Annotated in this window: 18 protein-coding genes and 1 riboswitch; of the genes, 1 reads left to right on the top strand and 17 read right to left on the bottom strand. The window is 62.6% G+C overall.

Annotated features, from left to right (window positions below; translation table 11 throughout):
• Nucleotides 1-94 precede the first annotated feature (94 nt).
• Nucleotides 95-286: riboswitch (cobalamin riboswitch) on the top strand.
• Between the two features lie 275 nt (nt 287-561).
• Complete coding sequence (locus tag F4Y38_03170) at nt 562-2,499, top strand: TonB-dependent receptor (protein ID MXY48283.1); 1,938 nt, start codon at nt 562-564, stop codon at nt 2,497-2,499.
• Between the two features lie 97 nt (nt 2,500-2,596).
• Here F4Y38_03170 and F4Y38_03165 read toward each other — a convergent pair whose 3' ends face one another.
• The 17 genes from F4Y38_03165 to F4Y38_03085 form a co-directional block, all read right to left on the bottom strand.
• Nucleotides 2,597-3,781: an Ldh family oxidoreductase gene (locus F4Y38_03165; GenBank protein MXY48282.1), complete on the bottom strand. Its 1,185-nt coding sequence runs from the start codon at nt 3,779-3,781 to the stop codon at nt 2,597-2,599.
• Nucleotides 3,782-3,821: 40 nt separating this feature from the next.
• Entirely contained in the window at nt 3,822-4,712 is an 891-nt protein-coding gene (locus tag F4Y38_03160; protein ID MXY48281.1) for a dihydrodipicolinate synthase family protein, read from the bottom strand.
• A gap of 100 nt (nt 4,713-4,812) precedes the next feature.
• Nucleotides 4,813-6,207, bottom strand: a complete 1,395-nt coding sequence (locus tag F4Y38_03155) for a sodium:solute symporter family protein (protein MXY48280.1) — start codon at nt 6,205-6,207, stop codon at nt 4,813-4,815.
• Between the two features lie 22 nt (nt 6,208-6,229).
• The gene (locus tag F4Y38_03150) at nt 6,230-7,333 is read right to left on the bottom strand and encodes a P1 family peptidase (GenBank protein ID MXY48279.1); all 1,104 of its coding nucleotides are present in this window, start codon (nt 7,331-7,333) and stop codon (nt 6,230-6,232) included.
• A gap of 89 nt (nt 7,334-7,422) precedes the next feature.
• Entirely contained in the window at nt 7,423-7,956 is a 534-nt protein-coding gene (locus F4Y38_03145; GenBank protein MXY48278.1) for a hypothetical protein, read from the bottom strand.
• Between the two features lie 128 nt (nt 7,957-8,084).
• Nucleotides 8,085-10,682 (bottom strand): ATP-dependent chaperone ClpB, encoded by a 2,598-nt coding sequence (gene clpB, locus F4Y38_03140; GenBank protein ID MXY48277.1) that lies wholly within the window; start codon nt 10,680-10,682, stop codon nt 8,085-8,087.
• A gap of 398 nt (nt 10,683-11,080) precedes the next feature.
• Nucleotides 11,081-11,611 carry an isoprenylcysteine carboxylmethyltransferase family protein gene (locus tag F4Y38_03135; protein MXY48276.1) on the bottom strand — a complete coding sequence of 177 codons (531 nt, stop codon included), beginning with the start codon at nt 11,609-11,611 and terminating at the stop codon, nt 11,081-11,083.
• 22 nt (nt 11,612-11,633) lie between these two features.
• Complete coding sequence (locus F4Y38_03130) at nt 11,634-12,731, bottom strand: exo-alpha-sialidase (protein ID MXY48275.1); 1,098 nt, start codon at nt 12,729-12,731, stop codon at nt 11,634-11,636.
• Nucleotides 12,732-12,857: 126 nt separating this feature from the next.
• Nucleotides 12,858-13,709 carry a three-Cys-motif partner protein TcmP gene (gene tcmP / locus F4Y38_03125; protein MXY48274.1) on the bottom strand — a complete coding sequence of 284 codons (852 nt, stop codon included), beginning with the start codon at nt 13,707-13,709 and terminating at the stop codon, nt 12,858-12,860.
• A gap of 9 nt (nt 13,710-13,718) precedes the next feature.
• Nucleotides 13,719-14,477 carry a phage Gp37/Gp68 family protein gene (locus F4Y38_03120; protein ID MXY48273.1) on the bottom strand — a complete coding sequence of 253 codons (759 nt, stop codon included), beginning with the start codon at nt 14,475-14,477 and terminating at the stop codon, nt 13,719-13,721.
• Nucleotides 14,478-14,609: 132 nt separating this feature from the next.
• Nucleotides 14,610-15,110 carry a hypothetical protein gene (locus F4Y38_03115; GenBank protein MXY48272.1) on the bottom strand — a complete coding sequence of 167 codons (501 nt, stop codon included), beginning with the start codon at nt 15,108-15,110 and terminating at the stop codon, nt 14,610-14,612.
• A 68-nt stretch (nt 15,111-15,178) separates the two neighbouring features.
• Nucleotides 15,179-16,036 carry a hypothetical protein gene (locus tag F4Y38_03110; GenBank protein ID MXY48271.1) on the bottom strand — a complete coding sequence of 286 codons (858 nt, stop codon included), beginning with the start codon at nt 16,034-16,036 and terminating at the stop codon, nt 15,179-15,181.
• 47 nt (nt 16,037-16,083) lie between these two features.
• Nucleotides 16,084-17,211, bottom strand: coding sequence for a hypothetical protein (locus F4Y38_03105; GenBank protein ID MXY48270.1), 1,128 nt, complete (start codon nt 17,209-17,211; stop codon nt 16,084-16,086).
• 166 nt (nt 17,212-17,377) lie between these two features.
• Nucleotides 17,378-18,844, bottom strand: a complete 1,467-nt coding sequence (locus tag F4Y38_03100; protein ID MXY48269.1) for a cobyric acid synthase — start codon at nt 18,842-18,844, stop codon at nt 17,378-17,380.
• Nucleotides 18,845-18,955: 111 nt separating this feature from the next.
• On the bottom strand, nt 18,956-20,314 hold the full coding sequence (locus F4Y38_03095) for an FAD-binding oxidoreductase (GenBank protein ID MXY48268.1): 1,359 nt from the start codon (nt 20,312-20,314) through the stop codon (nt 18,956-18,958).
• A 65-nt stretch (nt 20,315-20,379) separates the two neighbouring features.
• Nucleotides 20,380-21,801 (bottom strand): amidase, encoded by a 1,422-nt coding sequence (locus tag F4Y38_03090; protein ID MXY48267.1) that lies wholly within the window; start codon nt 21,799-21,801, stop codon nt 20,380-20,382.
• A 10-nt stretch (nt 21,802-21,811) separates the two neighbouring features.
• Nucleotides 21,812-22,891, bottom strand: a complete 1,080-nt coding sequence (locus tag F4Y38_03085; GenBank protein MXY48266.1) for an aminotransferase class I/II-fold pyridoxal phosphate-dependent enzyme — start codon at nt 22,889-22,891, stop codon at nt 21,812-21,814.
• Between the last annotated feature and the right edge of the window lie 16 nt (nt 22,892-22,907).

The following is a 22,907-nucleotide window of genomic DNA, read 5'->3' as shown; positions in this document are numbered from 1 at the left end:
AGTTCCAGTATTGCAGTACATGGGATATTAGTCACGGAGCGGTGGATACCTCAAGACAATTCACGCTTTTCGATTGATCTCCCGTCACGGTGGCACTACATTGACCGTAGCAGGTGAGAAGTTGGGAAGACGGTGCGAATCCGTCGCGGACCCGTCGCTGTGACCGGGGACGAAAGCCGCATCATGAGCCTTATGGGCTTGAGCCACTGTTCCGAAAGGAATGGGAAGGCGCGGCGAGTAGAACGATCCGGAAGCCAGAAGACCGACCTGCGCCATAGTTTTCATCGGCACTTCCGTGGACTGAAGTCGTCCGGTGTACATGGATAATGGAAAGCGTGGCCATCCGGCGTAGTCGCTCCGGCTAAGTATCCTGGGGCGTGGTATAGCGCGGGCCATGCTCCGAGGATGATAAACGGCATCCCCGTATCTGACATCGTTCAGGTGCGGGGATTTTTGTTTAACAGGAGGTCACCTTGTAACGATAGCCTGATTCAGTATCCGGAAAGCCCGATTTGTGTCGTCGATCTCGAAGCCGAACCATTCACCAAGTAAGGAGCCAAAATGAAATACCTACGAAGCACACTTAAATCCGTGATCTGTCTTATCCTGCTTTCCGCCATGCCAGGCTACGCCCAGGATGCGCAGGATACGCAGGATGCGGCGGACCAGACGCCCAGATACATCCTGGACACCATAGTCGTAACGGGCAACAAGATCGAAACCCCCTTGCGGCAGGTCTCGAGTTCGATCGCCGTTATCACCGCCGCAGACATCGAACGCAGCAGCCGGAACACGGTCGCCGACCTGTTACGCGATGTGGGCGGGCTGAGCGTGGCACAGAACGGCGGGCCGGGCAGGAACGCGTCAGTTTTCCTTCGCGGCGCCGAATCGGCCTACACCCTGTTTCTGATCGACGGCGTCGAAGTGAACGACCCCATGTCTCCGGGACGCAGCTACAGTCCGGCGCATATGACCGTCGACCAGGTTGAGCGGATCGAGGTGCTTTACGGGTCCCAGAGCACGCTTTACGGATCGGATGCCATCGCGGGCGTAGTGAACATCATTACGAAGCAGGGGGACGGTCCGCCGAAGATCGATGCCTCCATCGAGGGCGGCGCGCTGGGTACCATTCGAAGCCGGGCAGGATTGAGCGGGGGCACAACAGACTACCGGTATGCAATGGATGGCTCGTTCCTCAACACGAAGGGAATTTCGTCGAACGCCCAGGGGAACATGGAAGAAGACGGATACCGGAATACCACGCTGGGTGGCCGTTTCGGGGCGACGCCTTCCGCCGGCGTTTCGGTCGATCTCAACGTCCGGTACACGGACGGTCGCGCTGATATCGACAACGGGACCGGACCCAATGGAGACGATCCAAATCGGATAAACAGATCCAGGCAACTATTTGTCCGGCCCTCCGCGACCCTCGAGCATTGGTCGCAGCGTTGGAAGCAGACCCTCGGTTACAGCCTGGTCGACCACAGCAGAGAAGACGACAATCCGGTGGACGCCAACCAGGAGACGGCCGCGAATTCCACGTTCGACGCACGGTTGCACAAAGTGGACTGGCAGCACACGCTGTTACTCGCCGAGGGGAATACCGTCGTGTTCGGGGCCGAAACCGAGTCGGAACAGGGAGAATCGCAATCAAAAGGGCCGTTTTCGAGCAAGTTCGACCGTCAGACGGCGAGGACGACAGGCGTATACCTGCAGGAGATGCTGCAGTATGGCGACGCATTGTTCGCTGCCGCGGGCATCCGGGTCGATCACCACGACCGGTTCGGATCCGAAGTCACCTACAACCTCGCACCAAACGTATTCTTCGAAGAGACGGGGACCAGGATTAAGGGCGCTTACGGTACGGGTTACAAGGCGCCTTCACTGTTCCAGCTGTATTCATCCTTCGGTGATTCCACGCTTCAGGCGGGTACGAGCAAGAGCTGGGAAGCGGGGATCGAACAGTACACGACCGACCAGCGTCTTACGGCCGGCGCGACGTACTTCGACAATACCTACGATAACATGGTCGGATGGGATAGCGCGACCTCCAGTTACAAGAACGTCTTCAAGGCGACGAGCAAGGGAGTGGAGTTGACCGGCCGGTATTCGGGGGGCGCGGGAACATCCCTGCGGGCCTACTACACCTTTACCGATTCGAAGGACCACGAATCGGATGAGCAGTTGTTGCGGCGTCCGCGGCACAGCGGCGGGATCGTGCTGGATCAGCGGGTACGGCCGGGGTTCGACCTGAACCTGAGTTACCGGTTCGCGGGGGAACGGCGGGACAACGACTTTTCCACCTGGCCGGCGACGCCGGTTACGCTGTTCGGTTACGGGATCGTGAATGTCGCCGCCAACTGGAAGATTACGCCGAACATTCAGCTGTTCGGCCGGATCGACAATCTATTGGACGCGGAATACGAGGAGATCCTGGGCTACGGGACCGTGGGCATTACGGGCTACCTGGGGATCCGGGTGGCGAACACCGGTAATTGAGCTTGCAGTAGCTGGGACCGCGGTCATAGAGGTCACGGCGCGGAAACTGAGACCGCTGCACGGCAAATAAAGACCGCGGCGCGACACAGTAGCCGAGCTACACACTGTTTCGCCCGATGCCCAGTTCGTCCATGATGACCTGGATGGCGGACCAGACGGGCGGATCGATTTCGATGCCCTGCTTCAGTTGCCGCTCCCGCTCTCGGCGCGCGCCGTCGCCGGGCACCCGGATTTCGTCTACGCCCGGCGCCTTGCGTGCGCCCTTGATACTTTCCACGAGCCGGTCGACTTCGGTGGAGAAGGCGGTCCTTGAAGCGAATTTCTCCGGGTCGATGGCGAGGATGAACAGGGCGTTCTGGTCGAGGTCCTCCGGGGACCGGCCGCTGCAGCCCGCGCCGCTCAGGCTGCCGGTCAACACGTCGACCAGTATGCTCAGCGCAAAGCCCTTGTGTCCCGCGAGGAGACTGCCCAACGGCAGGATCGCCGCCCGTCTGGGCGTTGCGAAATAGGCCTCAGCATCCGTCGTAGTCCGCCCTTCGCCGTCGATGAGCCAGCCGTCGGGCACCGCTTGGCCCTTGTTGCGCAACATCTTCAACCCGCCCTCGGACGTAACGCCCGTGGAGATGTCGATGAGGACCGGGTCGCCGCTTTCCCGGGGGATCCCGACGGCCATGGGATTGGTGCTCATCAGGGGCGAGGTCGCGCCCCACGGCGCCACGCAGGGATTGCCCCCGGCGTCGTTGGTCATTAGCAGCGCGATGTAACCGTCTTTCGCCGGCTGTTCCACGTATCCCCCAAGCCGGGCGATGTCGTTGGCGTTCACGACGCTCGCGCAGCCGACGCCCGTCGCCTCGGCCTTGCCGACGGCGAACTTCATGGCCTCGGTGGCCGTCCACGGGCCCATCCCCATGTTGGCGTCCAGGTGCACGGTGGAGACGGTCTCACCCAGGACGTCCAGCGACGCGCCCGGGATCATGTTGCCCGCGCGGATGCCCTCCGTGTACATGGTGATCCGCATGACGCCGTGGGAATGGTAGCCGGAGAGCGAGGCCTCCATGAGCCGCTCGACGACCACCCGTCTTTCGTCGCCTTCAAGGCCCAGGCGTTCGAAGATACGGTCCATGATCCGGGCAAGCCGGTCCGGTTCAATGCGGACGGGAGTCGGGTCCGAAGCGGACGTGTTATCCGATGCAGGCATGCTATCCGAAGCGGACATGCTTGAAGTGTCCTCCATCCAGGGCGATCCTTGTCGAGGTATTCTAGCGCGGCGGCCCGATCTCATAGTCGATACGACTCGCGCCAGCCAGATCTAACCGTCCAGTCTAACCGTCCAGCGCGCCCAGGAGCGCAAGGCCTTCCTCGATGCCCCTCTTCTGCTCGTCGGTCGCTTCCTGCATGGGGGCGCGGGGAAACCTGCCGGGACAGCCCTGCAACGTCTGGGCATGCTTGGTACAGGCCGGCAGGTTCGTCCCTGCCATGGCGTTCCAGAGACGCAGGAGTTTTCGGTGCAGATCAAGGGCCCGCGCGTGATCGCCCGCCTGTACCGCGTCCCATACATCCACCGAGGCCCGGGGCGCCGCCGTCAGGATGGCCGCGATCGATCCGCGTGCGCCCAGGGTGTAAGCCGAGTACATCAGGGCGTCGACGGCGCAGAAGAGCAGGTGTTCCGGGTCGGCCATGATCATCAGGTCGGCGAACAGCTTCAAATCGCCGGCGCTCTGCTTGACGCCGACCACACCGGGCACTTCGTCCATGATCCGGCAGAGCAGTTCCGGCGACAGGTAGCTCCAGGGCACCACGTTGTAGATGATGATGGGCTGATCCACCTCCTCGCCCATCACCCTGAAATGCTCCTGCATGGCATCGTCGTCCGGGCGGAAAAGGTAGTGGACCGGGGTCACCTGGAGCGCCGCCACGTCGAGGTCGGCGATGGCCTGCCCCCGCCGGACCGCATCGCGTGTGCTGTCGACGATGATGCCGGCGACGATCGGTACGCGTCCGGCCGCCGCATCCAGGGTCGTGTCGACAAGACCGCGGAACTCATCGACGTCTATCGTATGGCCCTCCCCGGTGCTTCCGCCCACCGCGATGCCGTGCGCCCCCTGGTCGATCAACCAGTTGACCTGTTCTTTCATGGCCCCGAGATCCACGGCACCGTCCCGGGAGAATGGGGTGGTCGCCGGGGGGATTACGCCCCTCAGGTCGTTGAGCATGTTTTCCTCCTTCGTTGGGTTAGTCGATGTACTGTCGTGCTTATGTCGCTTCATTGCACGTTGCCTGGTCGATACTGACGTCATCCGGCAGGTTCCAATGTCATCCCGCAGGTCGCGTCCCGCGCCGATACAGCATGTGCAGCGCCATGATGACAACGGCCGTTCCGATGCCCCAGGTCGCCGGGGATATGCCGGCCAATCCGCCGCCGTTCGACCCCAGATGCACGAGGATCATCACCAGCACGGAACCGGCGATGGTCGCCAGGGCGCCGTTCGCGTTCGGCCGGGTGGAGTACAGTCCCGCGATAAGAGGTACGAAGAGCGCCACGGACAGTATGCTGTAGAAGATGGTCAGCGCGGTGATGACGTCCGGCAGCACGGCCGCCAGGACCACGCCCGCGAGTCCCGCGCCCACGGCCGTTATCCGGCTGACGGCCAGCATCCGCTGCTCGGAAGCGCCGGGTTCGATATAGGTCTGGTACAGGTCCCGGCTCAGGGACGTCGTCAGCATGAAGAGCACGGCGTCCGCCGAACTGATCTCTGCCGAGAACACGGCGGCCAGCGTCAGCCCGCCGATCCAGAAGGGAAGGGCATCCATCAACAGGCGGGGCAGCGCGAGGTCCGGCGTATCCAGGGACGGGAAGGCGTGGTAGGCCGCCATGCCGAGGAGCGCGGGAATGAAGGCGAAGAGCATCAGGGCGACGGCGTTCGTGCAGACGCCCTGCCGGACCGCCCGGGCGTCCCGGGCGCCGTAGATCTTCTGCAGCAGCCCCGGCGAGATGATAAACGCGGGCACCAGGACGATGAAGTAGCCCCAGATGCGGGAAGGATCGTCCCCGAACCAGCTTTCAAAACCAGTGGGCGCCGCGCTTACGCCGGACAGGAGGCCGGCCCCCGATACGATCAGGAGAAAGGCCAGGATGAAGCCGGAGAGTTTTACCACCAGCTGGACCATGTTGACCCGGGCGGTGGACGTCAGCCCCCCGAAGGTGAAGTACACGACCACCACGGCGCCGCCGGCCAGGCAGGCGACGTACTTCGGGATGCCCAGCGTGAGGTTGAGGATCCATGCCAGCGGAATGAGCTGTCCGGCCAGGATCGCAAGGGATCCGAACCACAGCAGCACGGCGATGAGGCCCCGGACGCCGCGGCTGTACCGGTGCTCCAGGTAATCCCCGACCGTGTACAGGTTCTGTTCCTTGGCCACGCGCCACATACGGGGTCCCACGGTCAGGCCCAGGATGAGGCTCCCGATGCCCGCGGACCCGACCCACCACCACGCCGAAATTCCGTGCGTGTAGCCGAGGCCCGTGGCGCCCACCGTGGAACCGGCGCCCAGGTTGGCGGCCAGCAGCGTGCCGAACAGCAGCGCGGGGGAAAGCCGCCGGCCGGCCACGAAGAAGTCCTCGGCGCGGCGGACCGACCGCGACGTCCACCAGCCGATCGCCATGAGGAAAATGGAATAAACGAGGAGGGCGGTTACGTAGGGGGACATAGAGCTTCAGTCGCGCTAGCCGTCATCCCGCGTTCAGGTCCGAATAGGAGGGATACCCGGGCAGGCCATCGGCCGTGACGACGGCGCGGATGATGGCCCGCGTGACGGCTTCCGCCGCAAGGATGGACACCAGGGAGAGGTTCACGCCGCCCTCCCAGGTCCCGGTGGCAATGGTGAAGAGGGTGTCCCCGTCCGCCTGCAGGTGGGCCGGGTTGATGGCGCGGGCAAGCCCGTCGTGCCCGACCTGGGCGATGCGGCTGGCCTGGGTCTTAGTCAGCCCGGCATTGGTCACGATGACGCCGATGGTCGTATTCCCGGGCGGCGCCTCCAGGCGAAGCGACCCGATCTCGCGAATCCGCCGGGCCACGCGGACGAAACCGGACCCATCCGGCATCCTGGCGCCGGCGAGCACGCGGCCCGTATCCGGATCGTACACGTCGCCCACGGCGTTCACGGCAACGATGGCGCCGACCCTGAGCCCGTCGGGCGTGGTGAAGCAGGCGTTGCCGATGCCTCCCTTCATGGCCGTGCGGGTCCCCGGCGCGCCGACGGACATCTTGCCCACGGTGGCGCCGGCGCCCGCCCCGATGCTGCCCTCGGGGACCGGATCCGGCGTCGCGGCCTCGCAGGCCCGGTAGCCGGCTTCCGCGTCGGGGCGGATTTCCGGTTTGCCGCCGATGCCGAGATCGAAGAGGATCGCGGCGGGGACGATCGGGACCCGGGCGATGCGCACGTTGAAACCGATGGAGCGTTCCTCGAGGTAGCGCATCACGCCCGTGGCCGTGTCCAGGCCAAAGGCGCTGCCACCGGAGAGGACGATGGCGTGGACCCGTTGCACCATGTTCACGGGATCGAGCAGGTCGGTTTCCCGGGTGCCGGGAGCGCCGCCTCGCACGTCTACCCCGCCCACGGCCCCTTCCTCGGCCATGATCACCGTGCAGCCCGTCGGACGCCGCGGGTCGGTGAAGTGCCCGGCCTTGATCCCTTCGACGTCCGTGATGGATCCGGACGGGCCGTAGGGGTCGTTCGCCTGGCCGACGGCGGACTCGCGCAGAGAGCCCAGTCCCGCCAGGACGCCCGCGCCGGTCACCCCGGCGGATTTTCGCAGAAAGGATCGTCTGTTCATTGTGGTCGGCGGTCGATGAAGCGTGGAGGTGATGGATCGCCCCCCATGAACCGCGTGAACAACGTGCGTGTTTTTCCGGTCATGGGAAGTTATCCATCGAGATATTCGTCTTCAATCCACGTGGTCCAGTTTTCGAATACGGGGAAGGGCGGGGGAAGCCTGTTCCCGGAATTGTTCAATTTGAACTGCAGGTTTCCGCCATCGAAGAGGTTTCTTACGGATATCGACAGACCGGATGCCGGTATGCAGTTTTCGCAGGACGTGGGCAGCGTCCGGGAGGAGCGGGGACCAATCGGTACGAGTCTGTACTCGGATCCGGATTTCTCGACCCGGTAATCGGACGCGCCGACTTCCCATTCCGCCAGTGCGACGCCGTTCAGGGAATACTGTGCCCAGAGACCAAGCGTCTGATCGCCGCTTGAGAAGAAATCGAGTACGACGGCCTTTCGTTCCGGCGCGTCGCGGGACGGTTGGAACTGACGGAACGAACGGTCTCTCAGTTCCTCCTTAACCTGCTGTTCTTCCCGGTCGATCAGCGGTTGGACCGGCTTGGCCGGACCCGTATCATCGCACGCGGGTACCGTCAGAAGCGCGCTTATCAGCAGAATCGGCGCCTGGCGCATCGCGGACTCCGGTCTGTTGCCCAACCCAAAAGCACCTCAGTGCACGGACTTACCGATCAAGATGAACAATCGGCCATTCGCCGTCAATTCAATTGTACCACGGGTCGGACATCACGCCGGGTCGGACATCACGCCGCCGCGGACGCATCCTGCCGGATAAAGTCCAGGCGGTCGCCTTCGCGGATCACGCGGATCGCGTCGCCTTCCCGGAACCTGCCCTCGATCAGCGCCATGGACAGCGGGTTCTCGACGAACTTGCGAATCACCCGCTTGAGGGGCCGCGCGCCGTACTGGGGCTCATAGCCCTCTTCCGCAAGCAGTGACTCGGCCTCGGGGGTCAGTTCCAGCGTCAACCCGGCCTGTTTCGAGAGCCGTCCCTGCAGTTCCTCGAGCTGGATACGGACGATGTCCCGGATGTGGTCCCGGTCGAGGGGATGGAAGATGATGATTTCCTCCAGCCGATTGACGAACTCGGGGCGGAAGTGGGACCGCATCGCGCGCATCACGTCCGATCGCACCTGCTCGTCCCGGGACGCGTCGTGACCGCCGATGTGCTCCGTCCCGATGTTGGAGGTCATGATGATCACGGTGTTCCGGAAATCCACCGTGCGGCCCTGGCCGTCCGTGAGCCGTCCGTCGTCGAGGACCTGCAGCAGGATGTTGAAGACGTCGGGGTGCGCCTTTTCGATCTCGTCCAGCAGCACGATCTGGTAGGGCCTGCGCCGCACGGCTTCCGTGAGTTGCCCGCCTTCCTCGTAACCCACGTAACCCGGGGGCGCTCCGATAAGCCGGGAGACGGCATGCCGCTCCATGTACTCCGACATGTCGACGCGCACCATGGCGCCCCGGTCGTCGAAGAGAAACTCGCCCAGGGCCCGGGCAAGTTCGGTCTTGCCCACCCCCGTGGGGCCGAGAAAAAGAAAGGAGCCGATGGGCCGGTTGCCGTCTCCCAGCCCGGCGCGGTTCCGCCGGACGGCGTTGGACACGGCGACGATCGCTTCATCCTGGCCCACCACCTGCTGGTGCAAGCGGGATTCCATCTGGACCAGCTTCTCGACCTCGCCTTCGACCAGGCGGCTCACCGGGATGCCTGTCCACTTCGAGACGACCTGGGCGATGTCCTCCTCGTCCACTTCCTCTTTCAGCATCCGGCGCTCCCGCTGGAGTTCGGCGAGGGCCCGGTTCTTCTCCTCGAGCCGGCGGTCGAGTTCCAGCTGCTCGCCGTACTGGATGCGGGCCACCCGCTCGTAATCGCCGGTGCGCTGCGCCCGGTCCGCTTCGATTTTCAGCTGTTCGGTCTGTTCCTTGATTTCCTGGATCGTCTTCACCAGTTCCTTCTCGGCGAGCCAGTGGGCCCGCAGGACGCTGCGCTGCGCTGCGAGGTCGGCCAGCCTGCTTTCCACGGGCTTGAGGCGTTCCTCCCCGTCGCGCTCGCGCTTTACCGCTTCCCGCTCGATTTCGAGCTGGCGGATCTGCTTCTCCAGATCATCCAGTTCGGCCGGCATGCTGTCGATCTCCATGCGCAGGTTCGCCGCGGCCTCGTCGATCAGGTCGATGGCCTTGTCCGGCATAAACCGGTCGCTGATGTATCGCTCCGCCAGGGTCGCCGCCGTGACGAGGGCGCCGTCCCGGATGCGAATGCCGTGGTGGATCTCGTAACGCTCCTTGAGCCCGCGCAGGATGGACACGGTGTCTTCGATGGAGGGCTCGCCGACGTAGACGGGCGCGAACCGCCTTTCCAGGGCGGCGTCTTTCTCGATATGCTTGCGGTATTCGTCCAGGGTCGTCGCGCCCACGCAGCGCAAGGTCCCCCGTGCCAGCGCCGGCTTGAGCATGTTGGACGCGTCCACGGCGCCTTCCGCGGCACCCGCGCCGACGATGGTGTGCAGCTCGTCGATGAACAGCACGATGTCGCCCGCGGCCTGCTCCACTTCCTTCAGCACGGCCTTGAAACGCTCTTCGAATTCGCCGCGGAACTTGGCCCCGGCCAGCATGGCGCCCATGTCGAGGCTGATCACCTTGCGTCCCTTGAGGGATTCCGGGACGTCCTCGGCCACGATCTTCTGGGCCAGTCCTTCCACGATGGCCGTCTTCCCCACGCCGGGTTCGCCGATGAGCACGGGATTGTTCTTGGTCCGCCGGGAAAGCACCTTGATTACCCGCCGGATCTCCTCGTCCCGGCCGATGACCGGATCGAGTCCGCCCTCCCGGGCCAGGTCGGTCAGGTCCCTGCTGAACTTCTCCAGGGCCTGGTAGCCGGACTCCGGCGTCTGGCTCGTGACACGCTGGCTTCCGCGCACCTCTTTCATGGCTTTCATGATCCCCTCGCGTCGTACGCCGGCCTCCTTCATGACGCGATTGACCTCCCCGCCGTCTTCCAGCAGGGCAAGGAGCAGATGCTCCACGCTGATGTACTCGTCTTTCAGTTTCTGCGCCTCTTTCAGCGCCCGGTCCATGGCCTGATGAAAAGCGTCGGAGGCATAGAGCGATGCGCCGTCGCCGGTTACCCTGGGCAGCTTGTCCAGGGCCGCTTCCAGCCCTTCTCGTACCCGGGCCGGATCCGATCCCGCTCTTTCCAGCAGGATGGTTGCCAGGCTTTCGTCCTGTTCAAGCAACGCCAGCGCCAGGTGCGCGGGCTCCAGCCGGTTGTGGTTGCGGCCGCGGGCGATCTCCTGGGAAACCTGGATCGCCTCCATCGATTTCTGCGTCAGTTTATCCGTTCTCATGAGGTTCCTCCTCGCCTGTTCTTTCTCGCCTGTTCTACCCTGATTTCATGCTGCTTCATCGCATACCAAGCCATTTAGATTGCAAAACGTGTGCCATGGCCGTTTCAGCCGCAATGCTGCCGCGATGCCGCCGCGATGATCGCGATTCCGACCTGTTTTCGAGCAAAATCGTCTGCTCAACCGGTCGAAAAACCGGTAATAGGTTTGATATAACCTGACAAAATGGCAGATATGCCATATTGGCAGTTCTGCTTGTTCGAACTCGACTGAACTCGACCGGCCGGGAACGCCTGAAGTGATCGAATTGGGAAAGGTAGGTAGAATCAGCTCGGGGAATCAGCTCGGGGAATCAGCTCGGAGAATCAGGCCGGTCAGGCCAGTCAGGCCGCTTTGGCCGATCAGGACGGTTTTCTGATCCGGAAACGCAACAACCATCGTGGAACCTGGCGGCAGTAGCGGAGGTATTCGTCGCCCAGGGCGCGACTGAGGGCCGGCTCCTCGACGAGGACCAGGTACAGCGTCAGCCCGGTCCAGCACAGCGCCGCGTATACGAGCAGCGCGAGCGACTCGAAGGCCAGGCACTCACCGACCAGGATGAGGATGACACCGAGCTGAAGGGGGTTGCGGGACCAGCCGTGGACGCCGGTCGACCAGATGGGCCGGTCATCTCCCCCGGGCATCGGCCGGGCATCTCCCCCGGGCTCGAAGGTTCCTGCGGCAGCGGTAACGATCGCCGCCATGCGAATCCGTTCGGCGAAGGCGCGGATATATAGGGCCGCGCCCAGGACGAAGAGCACCGATCCGGCGGCCGGAAAGCCGGCATCGAACCGCATCTCCTCCATGCCTGCGGTGCGGTACAGGATCAGCCAGGGGAGGGCGACCGCGAAGATGGCGTGCCGTACCAGCGCGACGACCAGCGGAGCCAGCATGATCCGGGCGCCGGACAAAGCGCTACCTCACCCTCACGTAGCCGATGCCCCGGACATCGGGCTGGATGAGCCAGAACACGACCAGTAATGCGCCGCCCGGAAGCACCGTTACCGCGGGTTCGCCGAAGGAGTAGTCCTGCCATTCATCGTGATCGCCGGACGTATCGCTCTGGGTCCGGACTTCGGCCTTCCAGACGAGTTCATCCGCTTCTACGCCGAAATCTTCGTCGGTGGGCCGCGCGACGGCGAGGCGTATCCCGGGATCCCCGTGCTGCCGCTGGTTGTATACCATCAGCGCCCGTCCATCCGCCAGGGCGGTCAGCGAGATGGACTGACCCAGCGTGCCCGTGGATCGCGTCGGCGTCCAGGTTAGTCCCCCGTCGTGGGAGAGGGCGTAGGCGTTGGGATAATCCGGCTTGCCGTGCGGCGCGATATGCCAGCACGCGCCGAGGAGCCTCCCGTCGGCCAGTTCCACGACCCAGGCCTCGGCTGCCGTCGATCCGGCATCGTCGAAACGCAACATCGTACCGTGGGTCCACGATGCGCCCTGATCGGTGCTGCGCAGGTAAACCACCCGGTTACGATCCACTTCCACGGCGGGATCAAAGGTGTTGTAGGGCGAATAGCAGCAGATCCAGGTCCCGTCGCGCGTCACGGTGAGTGCACCGGGCGCCTCGGCCGAACCTGGGGCGGGCAGGACGATGGGCGTCGGATCGGTCCAGGTCAGGCCCTGGTCCGCGGACGACGCCCAGAACATGGCGTTCTGCTTGATGCCCTGGGTTTCTTCTCGCCAGAACGATTCACCGGGCTCGTCGATTGGAATATGTATGCCCGTGATGAAGCAGGTGCCGTCCGGCGCCTGGCTGATTGACCCGATGTGTGCGAAATCATCGTGCAGGTTGGGCCACAGGTAGGCCGGCTTTGTCCACGTTCCGCCGCCGTCTTCAGAGCGTACGATAACCTGCTTGAAATCGTTCTGGCCGAGGGCTTCCTGGACGGCGAAGGAACAGACCAGTCCGCCATCACCGGTGACCACGCAGCGGGAGCAGGCCGCGACCGCGTCCGGCCCGGTCGACGGCTGCCGGGCGATCATGCCCTGGTCCAGAATTTCGAATGCCATGGTGAGTACCTCGTTCGATTGCCGGACATCTACGCTTTGGTGAAACTTACCTCTGGTCGGCCTAGGTTAATCTAATATGAAGATAGTTTTTGGCGGAAACTCTGTATTGGCGTGACTTGATTTAAGTCACCATTTTTTAAGGATATGGTCTGCAATTCTCACGGCTTTTGGTGCACCAGTTGGGTTACTGGCTGCAAAAAACAACTCGAACAGGGGGGACTGTTTGGAATTGTAGAAAGTACGAGGAGTAGGCGCGACCATCTTAAAGACGTCTTCAAGACGATTGCGGTAACAAGCGGCGATTTGTTTGCTGCCTTGCGTACGAACTTGGCCTGGTTCTTCATCAAACATGTTCTGCTGAGCTGGAGGATGATAAACATCTTCCCACCAATATTGTCGCTTTCCAAAGATCCTATCTAGTTGACCAGCCATAGCTTCCGAAGGTTCAGATTCAACGGGCATCATGCGTGCGATCGCACTCAGGGGGAACAGAATCCAGCAGTCTACCTTCTCAGTTTGAGCCAAATTAGAAACTGTGTTCCAAGAAACCTGGGTGGCAAAAGGATCAAGAAAGACGACGGCACGATCGTAATTCCCCATTCCTTTGCAAAATGAGTCTATTTCGGAATTAGCATCTCCATGCCTTATTTCCATGTCACGGTTTGGAAACTCAGATCTCAAACTTTCTAGCTTGTAGCAACGATTAGGGTCTTTTTCAATGAATACGAACCTATCGAAAGGCCGTTTTTGAACACTTAAGGCGATCTTGGGTGAACCTTCGTGAACCTTTTGAAAATCACCATATACATCTGTCGTATAACCTGATCTTTCACCAGACCTCCATTCTCCTTCACCTGCGAATGCATCAACGTAGATCAGGCGAAACCTTTGGTTTTTCAGTACTGTGGTGTACCTGTCCAGATACTCGCCCAGTATCTCAAGTTTCTTTTGAGTCCATATACCTCCGAATGAAACCATAATGCTACTTTACTCCTGAATGGGCATTTCTCTCCACTGACGGCCATCAACGACTGCAGTATCCCCGCTCTGCTTATTTCGACTACCACCAAGTTGCTTCAGAAAAAAAGGAACACTCGCATTTACAGACTGGTCGCGTAGATACCGTACCCAATTCAGTTCCATGGGTCGAGCGCTTGGACCACTCTCTCCACCAACAATTACCCACTGTAACCTACCGTTTTCCAGCCATGGTTCTAGGTCAACCTGCTCGAGCAAGGGTTCGGCTGATACAAACCGAATTTTTGCAGGTAATCGTGCGAGTACGGTTAGCCGTGGCGCGTATTTTTGGTTCTCGACCGATGTCCCAATCCATACCCCAGGAGGCCAGCCGTCGGGAAAGGAATCTTCATATGCTTTCCACCAAGCGACCGCACGCCCTGGTCTTTTTGTCAACACCTGAAAAACATGGCCATGACGATCGGAAGATTCCTGCATTACCCGAAAAATGCGATATATGAAGTCGAAGGGTATTCGATTATGAAATACATCCGACATACTGTTGACGAAAACATGTCTTGGGTTTTTCCAGGTAAATGGAATCTCCAGTCGATCGGGTATCAACGTCACATCATCGGGGGATGAACGGTAACCTGATACACCCATACCTTTTAGTCTCGGATATAGTGTAAACATGTAACAATGATCACAACCGGGAGACACCCGGCTGCAACCTGTTACCGGGTTCCAGGTCTCGTCTGTCCACTCTATTGAGGAAGGCATATCAATCTTTCCCGGTAAATTGCCTTAGAATATGCATGTTAAACTAAATATATGTTTAGTAATATCAGCCTGTCAAACGCTTTCTTTCGTACATTCATCTAATCGAATCCGCGTCGAGCCGCACTGCCCAGGATTCTGCTAATCGAATTCGTAGACGAGTGGAACGTCCGGTGCTCGGTCGAGCCCGAGGACGATGGTGCCCGCCCCGGACCCATACGACGCCTTGTACCGTGCCTTGATCGGATCGAGGATGAATTGGTAGTCTTCCGTCGGGTAGGCCTCGCAGGGGTCGCCGTCGGCGTCGTGGGCGATGGCGACATCGAGCTGTACGGGATCCGACTCCTTGAAGACCTCGGCGGCAACGAGCGTGAACCGGTGCGCTCTGCATCCGCCGCTGTATGACACGGAAACCGCGAGCGTATCTCCCCTGATGGCGGCCGCGTTCAGTTCATAGTCATCCGTGCCCCACTGCGTGGTGGAACGGACGTCTCCGGGACTGAAGACGACGTTGCCGGTTCTGGGGCCGCTGTCGAACGGCCCCTGATCAGGTGTCGTGGAAACGGGACTGTCTTCGTCGTTGCCGCAGGCCACGGCACAAGCGAATAACATAACCAGCAGCAGTGGGCCGAGGTCCTTCATTGTGTTGTTCCTTCCACTGAACCGCTGCGCTCCGTTTTCGGTCTCATAACGCGCCGTTTGCGATCTCGCTATACCCGCCGGTACTTCTGAATACGGTTGTGCGCGAAAGGTACTTCGCACACGTAGACGTCCCCGTGGGCATCCACCCAGATCCCGTGGGGCGCGTCCACGAATACACCGTCCTTGTCGTCCCGGTTACCCCATTGCGACAGGACCTCGCCGTCCAGGTTGAGGATGCTGACTCTTCCCGGTGCTTCGGCAAGATACACCACATCATCCCTGTCGATATACAGGTCGTTGGCGGCCAGCAGATGGTCCCATGAGTCGAGGTACCGACCTTCGGCGTCGAAAATCTGCACCCGCGCGTTCCCCCGGTCCACGATCAGGACCCGGCCGTCCCTGTCGACCCGGACGCAGTGGGGCGTATCGAACTGTCCCGCCTCGCTGCCGTGACCGCCCCAGGTACAGCGCAGCTCCCCGTCCGTCGTGAAACGGTGGGCGTAATGCTGGCCGTAGCCGTCGGTCACGTAAAGGTCGTCGTCCAGGCCGAGCACCGCCCAGGTAGGTGAATTAAAAGGCTGGCCCAATGCGCCCGGCCTGCCGGGCGTGCCGAGCATGGAGAGCATCTTGCCTTCGAGGGTGAAGGTCATGACCGTATGCAGTTCTACTTCAGTAATGTAGATGATGTCGTCTTCACTGATCCAGATAGAGTGGGGCACCTTGAAGAGGTCCTGACCCCAGTCGTACAGGAACCGTCCGTCCCGGTCGTAGACGACGATGGCGGGATTGGGCTCCCGGTCGATCACGTGCACGCGGTCCTGCGAGTCCACGGCCATGGAAGATACCACGCCGAGGTCCCGACCGGATGCGCCGCCTCCCCAGCCCTCGACGCGTTCGTAGGTGTAGTTTCCGGATCCGTATACCATGTTGGAATCTCCCGGGTTGACCGTGGACCTGAACCACGTAACCGATTTTACACGATGCCCGCCCGGACCGTGAGCAGGGGTTCCCAGCAACCGCCCGGCCGTTCCGCCCCGTCCACGTCCCGCAGCGGCGGCACGTCATCGTTCCAGCGCAGCACCGCCACGTCGCCGCAGGCGCCAACGCGCAGGGTGCCGATCTCGCCCTGCAGTCCCAGGACTTCCGCGGGACGGCTCGTCACCCGCAGGAAGGCGTCGCGTTCCGCCATGCCGGCCGCGATCAGCTTGGACAGCGTCCGGGGCAGGTCGTGCTGCGGGTCGCTCCCCACGTGGCGGCTGTACTGGTCGGTGGATATGGTATCGGGCAGGAATCCGTCGGCGATGGCCGACTCGGCGACCGGGAAACTGAAGGACCGCATGCCGTGGCCGATATCGAAGAGTACGCCCCGTTCTCGGGCGTCGCGGACGCTGGTCCGGATCTTCCCGTCCTTCACCACGCTTTCGGGGAAATCGTTGAAGCAGTAAGTGACCACGTCTCCGGCTCGCAGCAGCGGCAACTGGTCGTCGAGTGACCAGTCGCTGGACAGGCGCGTGCCGACCAGCAGGGGTTTGCCGGTTCGTTCGGAGGCAGCCAGCGCCCGGTGCATGATCTCTCTGGGCGGTGTGGGATTGCTGGGTCCCGTATTGGCCGCGATGCCCCAGATGGCGTCTCCTCCGGATTCGATGGCCGAAACGCAAGCGTCTACGTCCGCGGCCTCCAGGTCCGGGAAGCAGGCATCCGGATGGGATTCGCCGTGGATCGAGAGGTTGATGGCGAGGATCACCCGCGTCCTGCATGCCCGGATCACGCGGTCCCGGTAGGCCGGCCAGTTGCTGGCACCGGCGTCGCCCTGGGACATGACCGTCGTGACGCCCCGGGACAGGAAATGGGCGTCGGGGTCGACGCCGTAACGCGAACCGCCCCGGGCCGGATGGGCGTGCAGGTCCACCAGCCCCGGCATCGCCACGGCGTCGGGAAAATCGAACGTCATGGCGGCGGAACCCTCGACCCCGGGTCCGGACGCCGCGATGCGCCCGTCTTTCACCGCCACGGCACCCGGTTCGTCCAGGCCGGTTTCCGCGCAGAACACGCGGCCCGACCGTATGAGCAGGTCGTATTCGTGTGCGGGCGTTGTGGTCATGGTGTCTCCGATCTAGTGCAGGGCGAGTTACCCTATCGTCAGGGTATGGGGCGCCGCGATTACATTAGACATGGCATTCAAATCGGACCTGGCATGTAATCCGAAAAGAGAGATTATACCATCGGCCCGACACAGGACCAATACAAAATCACCTGGAAGGAACACTTCAACCCAGACTGATTCCGATTCTGCCAGCAAGGAGCGAGAGATCCAGGTTTTCAGCCATGGCGTCGGCGATCCGGTCCAGGTCGCGGGTCCACCGGGCCGTGATGTGCTCTTCGGAATCGCTCTTCCAGTTCAGCCAGGATTCGAGTACCGCGCCGCGGTACTTCCCATCATCGAAGAGTCCATGGATGAACGTGCCCATCACCTGGCCGTCGTCGGAGCGGGCGCAGAAGGGGAACAGCTCGGGAACCTCGTTGCTTCGTCCGTGCCGGATCTCGTACCCGCTGAACGGTAAATCAGCAGGCCATTTAGCCCGGGCCGTCAACGGATGAACCCGCTTGTCCGGTTGCATCTCGGTTTCGATAGGCAGCCAGGCCAGGCCATCCGTAGCGGCGGGTCCTTCTATCTCCCTGGGATCCAGAATACGTCTCCCGAGCATTTGCGCCCCGCCGCAGATACCCAGCAGGCATCCCCCGTATCGAAGGTGCCGTTCGAGAGCCGGTGTCCAGCCGCGCTCCCTCAGCCACGCGAGATCGGCGGAAGTGGACTTCGATCCGGGCAGGACGACCAGATCCCATCCAGGCGGTCCAGTCAGTTCAGAGGGGTCGCGCAGCCAGGCAAAATCCACCTCCGGGTCGTGCAGGAAGGGATCCAGGTCGGTCGTGTTGCTCGCTCTCGGATAGTGAATGCCGGCGACACGCAACTTGAGGTCGTCCCCGGATTTCGCGGCACGCGACGAGCGATCCATGCCCGTGTAGGGGGTGTCTTCTTCCGGGAGTCCCAAGTCCTGAAAATACGGCAACCAGCCGAGCACGGGCGTGCCCGTTCGGCCTTCGAGCCATTGGAATACGTCGCCCAGCAGGGAAGCTTCACCCCGGAATCGATTGACGATCATCGCCTTCACGAGCCTGCGGTCATCCGATTCCAGGGCCGTCATCGTACCGAGCAGGGCGGCAAAAACACCCCCGCGGTCGATGTCCCCGACCAGCCATACCGGGATGCCGGCGGCACGGGCAAAACCCATGTTGGCGATGTCTCCCTCGCGGAGATTGGGTTCCGCCGGCGATCCCGCGCCTTCCACGACGATCCAGTCATGGGCATGGCGCAACCGGTCGAACGCCGCCACAACCTCGGGCATCAGTCCGCCCCGGTCTTCCTTGAACCGACCGGCCATGAGCTTGCCCCGTACCTCGCCGCCTACGACCAGTTGCGCCACGTTGTCGGCCTCCGGCTTGATCAGGACGGGGTTCATATCCACGGTGGGTTCGATGCCGGATGCGAAGGCCTGCAGGGCCTGCGCCCGTCCGATTTCACCACCGGAGGGACAGGCGGAGGACGCGTTGCTCATGTTCTGCGGTTTAAAAGGAGCCACTTTCACCCCGGAACGCGCAAGTAGCCGGCATAACCCTGCAACAAGCAGCGTTTTGCCGACGCCCGAGGCCGTGCCCTGGATCATTAAAGCATTCATCGGGATCCCTTGCCGTATGCGCCGCGATCCGGCCAGTCCACAGAAAACCGCGCATATCCGTTCCGTGCTGGCCTGCCTGCAACGGTCCGCGGAAAGCGACACACATGTCGTTCACAGTTGCCCGCGCGTCGCATCCCCCATGCCGGCCAAATCGGCGGCCGAAAGACCGTCGAAACGATCAAAGGAGAAAGACTGCGCGTAGTCGGGCAATGCTTCACCGGTGACATGGGCAGCGACCAGTTCTCCCGCCGCCTGCGAACCCATCACGCCGTAACCGGACAGCGCCCCGGCGATGTAAGTGCCTTCGATGGGCAGCGGTCCGATCAGCGGCCGGTTGTCCGGGGTCTTGCAGTAGTAGCCGCCGTCCACCGGCATTGCGTCCGCCCTATCGAAATAGGACCGCATGCCGGGGATCATCCGCGCAAGCCCGCGCAGGACGATCATCGGATAGGCCGGATCGAACACGAGTGGGAACACCGCCTCTCCTGGCGCTATGTCGTAGGTCCAGATGCCCAGGAAAGTCTGTTTTCCGTCCCGGAAGCGGGGCCGGATGTGAAGCCCCGCGGCAAAGGGTTCGATGAGATGGCGGGCGTCTGGATCGGCGGCGTGTCTCCTGCGTTCGTCGTCGTCCCAGACCAGCTCGACCGGATCCGTCCAGATCAACATAGGTGCATCGGGCGGCAGGATGCCGGCCGTGTCCTCCACGATGATCTTGCCGTGCAGTTCCATGAAGACCGGTATATCCAGGTCCAGCATCCGGCCGGCCTCCTGGACCATTGGTCCGGCGGCAAGAACAAGCTTACCGGTCTCGATCGACGATCCGGATGTCAGCCTTACGCCCGTGACCCGGTTGTTCCTCGTGTCGACGCCCGCGATTCGGTCACTGACGATCTTGCCTCCGCAGGCATCGATTCGGTCGAGCATCCACCGGCCCAGCGAGGGGACGTCCATCCAGCCGCAGCGGCGCACGTGCAGCATGGCGGCCGTATCGTCCGTGAGAAAGGGAAACAGCCTTGCGATCGTCTCCGTATCCAGTACGAGGTCGGCGCCCGTCAGGTCCGGTTGCAGTCCCTCCGGCTGCGAAGGCACGTAGGACTCACGGTCGTGATGAATGCGCAGGGCGCCGCCACCCAGGCCGGCAACCGCTTCCGCCTCTTTTTCGAGCTCCGGGATGCGGCGAGGGTCGCCGGTCAGAAAGACGTAGCCCCTGCGGTTCATCCGGACCGCGTTCCCGCTTTCCGCCGCCACATCCTCCAGCAGGTCGATGCTCCGGCTGATGAACCGGAACATGGGCAGGTCGGGCCACCAGTTGCGATAGGCTTCGGTCCCGTACGCGCTGGTCAGGGAAAGCGGCGGCCTTTCGTCGACGAGCACGACGTTCCTCACGCCGCGGCGAACGACGAGATGATACGCGGCGGACACACCGGCCACGCCCGCGCCGCAGATGACAATTTCCGCCCTGGTGGACATGGATGTGCTCTTCGGGTAAGAGGGTCAGGCGGGCCTGGCTGCCCAGGTATAGCCGATCGGCCTGCTCATGCCCCGGCCACGGGCGGGCGCCTCTTCCAGGTCCCGGTCGCCTGTTCGAAGGCGTGGGCGAGTTGAAGGACGCCGAGTTCGTCCTCGTGCCGTCCGACGATCTGCAGTCCCACGGGCAGGCCCGATGAAGTGAAACCGCAAGGCACGGAGATGGCGGGCAGGCCGGTGACGGTGACGTAGTAGCACGACTTCATCCAGTCGATGTAGGTCTCCATCTGCACGCCGTCGATTTCCGTGGGGTAGGGCGTATTCACGTCGAAGGGCGGGACCTGGCTCACGGGGAAGATTATGAAATCGTGGTGTTCCATGAACCGCCGGACCCGGTGGTACAGGGTGGTCCGGTCCACCTCCGCGCGGGCGATCTGCGGCCCCGTAAGGGCGAATCCGGCTTCGAGGTTCCAGATGACTGTGTCCTTGATCTGGTCGCGGTGCGTCTCGAGGAGGTCGCCGTATCCCTGGATGAAGCTCCACGCCCGCAACGTCTTGAACACCTCGTCGGCCTCGGAGAAATCGGGTTGGCCCGGTTTGACGGTCATGCCCAGATCCTCGAATACCCCGCGCTTCGCCTCGATGGCCGAGACGACTTCAGGATCCACGGGCAGCCCGCCGAAGTCCATGCTCCAGGCGACGCTTACCCCCTTGAAGTCGCGTTCAAGCGGCATGGCGAAGGGCTGTCCCGGCTCCCGGATGGCAAGGGGCGCACGGGGATCGGGACCCGCTATGGCGCTGAGCATGAGCGCGGCGTCCGCCACCGTCCGGGCCATGGGACCCTGGACGCTGAGCTTGCCCCAGGCGTTGATGGACGGCCATCTCGGCACGCGTCCCGGCGCGGACCGCAGCCCCACCACGTTGCAGAAGTTGGCCGGGTTGCGCAACGAGCCGCCCATGTCGCTGCCGTCGGCGATGGGCAGCATGCCGCAGGCCAGCGCCACGGCGGCGCCTCCGCTGCTGCCGCCGCAGGTCCGGGTCGTGTCGTAGGGGTTCAGCGTCGCGCCGAAGACCGGATTGAAGGTCTGGGATCCTGCGCCGAATTCCGGCACGTTGGTCTTGCCGAAGGAGATCGCCCCCGCTTGCTTCAGCCGCTCCACGATCAGTTCGTCCTGTCCCGGGACGAAATCGCGGAAGATCGGCGAACCGTAGGTGGTCCGGACGCCTTTGGTCAGTACCAGGTCCTTGTGGGCGATGGGCAGGCCGAAGAGGGGTCCACGCACTTCGTTTCGCGCGATGGCCTCGTCGGCCTTCCGGGCGCCGTCCAGCGCCTGGTCGGGATGGTAGGTGACGATGGCGTTCACGGCGGGATTCACCCGGTCGACCTGGGCCAGGTGGGCCTCCATGACCTCCGTCACGGATACGTCCTTGCGGCGGATCATGCGGACCAGGTCGGTCGCCGGGGTGAAGCACAGTTCGGATTCAGGCATTGCGTGCCTTTCAGCTAAGGATTTCCCGCAGGGCCTCGACGAAAATCCGGCTTTCCTGCTCGTTGCCGTAGGAGACCCGGATCATGCCCTTCAGACCCCAGGATGCCTCGGCGTTGATGACGAGTATACCGCGCTCGGCCAGGGAGGCCGTCACGGCGGCGGCGTCTCCCACGGCGATCAGGACGAAGGCCGCCTCGCTGCGGACATACTCGAGTCCGAGTTCTTCGCAGGCCTCGTAGTAGATCGCCTTGGACGCGCTCGCCGCGTTCCGGGTGCGCAGTACGTGATCCGGGTCATCGAGGGCGGCGATGGCCGCGGTCAGGACCATGGCGCTGGGCGATCCGCCGTGGAACGCACGGACGCGCTTCATCGTTCGAGGCTGGGCCACGCCATAGCCGAAGCGGAATCCCGCCAGGCCGTAACCCTTGGAAAAAGTACGGACCACCAGGACGTACTCGAACTCCCGCGCGAGACCGGCGCCATCGGCGCAGGCCAGATCCTCCGCCAGGTCCGCGTAGGCCTCGTCCACCAGGACCATCACCCGTTCCGGCAGGCCGGCGACGAAGCTTGAAAGCGCGTCGTGGGTGACGATGGTACCCGTGGGATTGTTGGGATTGGTGATGACGACCATGCGGGTCCGCTCGTTGACGGCCGCGGCCATGGCTTCCAGATCGTAGACGTAATCGGCCGTCAAAGGCGTCCGTACGGCGCGGGCACCCGATTCCTCCGCGTAACGGGACATCAACCCGAAGGATGGATGGGGCTCGATGAGTTCGTCTCCCGGGGAGAGAAAAGCCCGGGCCATGGCGTGCATCAGATGCTCGGAACCGTCGCCCACGCGGATCCAGGCGCCGTCCGAACCAGCCCCGGGGAGGGCGAGCTTCTCATCGTGGGGTACGCCGTGCAGTTCGGCCAGTTTGCGGAAGAGGGCTATCTGGTCTGGGTCCTCGTACCGGTTGATCCGGGCGCACCGCGCCTTGACGGCTTCGATGACGGACGGGGAAGGCCCGATGGGGTTCTCGTTCCGGCTCAGGCGGATGATGCCGGGAGGAAGACCGATGCTTCGATAGGCTTCGTTGTCCGTGCTCATAGCGGCATTACACCGT

The organism is Gemmatimonadota bacterium, assembly GCA_009838645.1.
Taxonomy (GTDB): domain Bacteria; phylum JAAXHH01; class JAAXHH01; order JAAXHH01; family JAAXHH01; genus JAAXHH01.
This window is presented reverse-complemented; position numbering and strand designations above follow the sequence as displayed.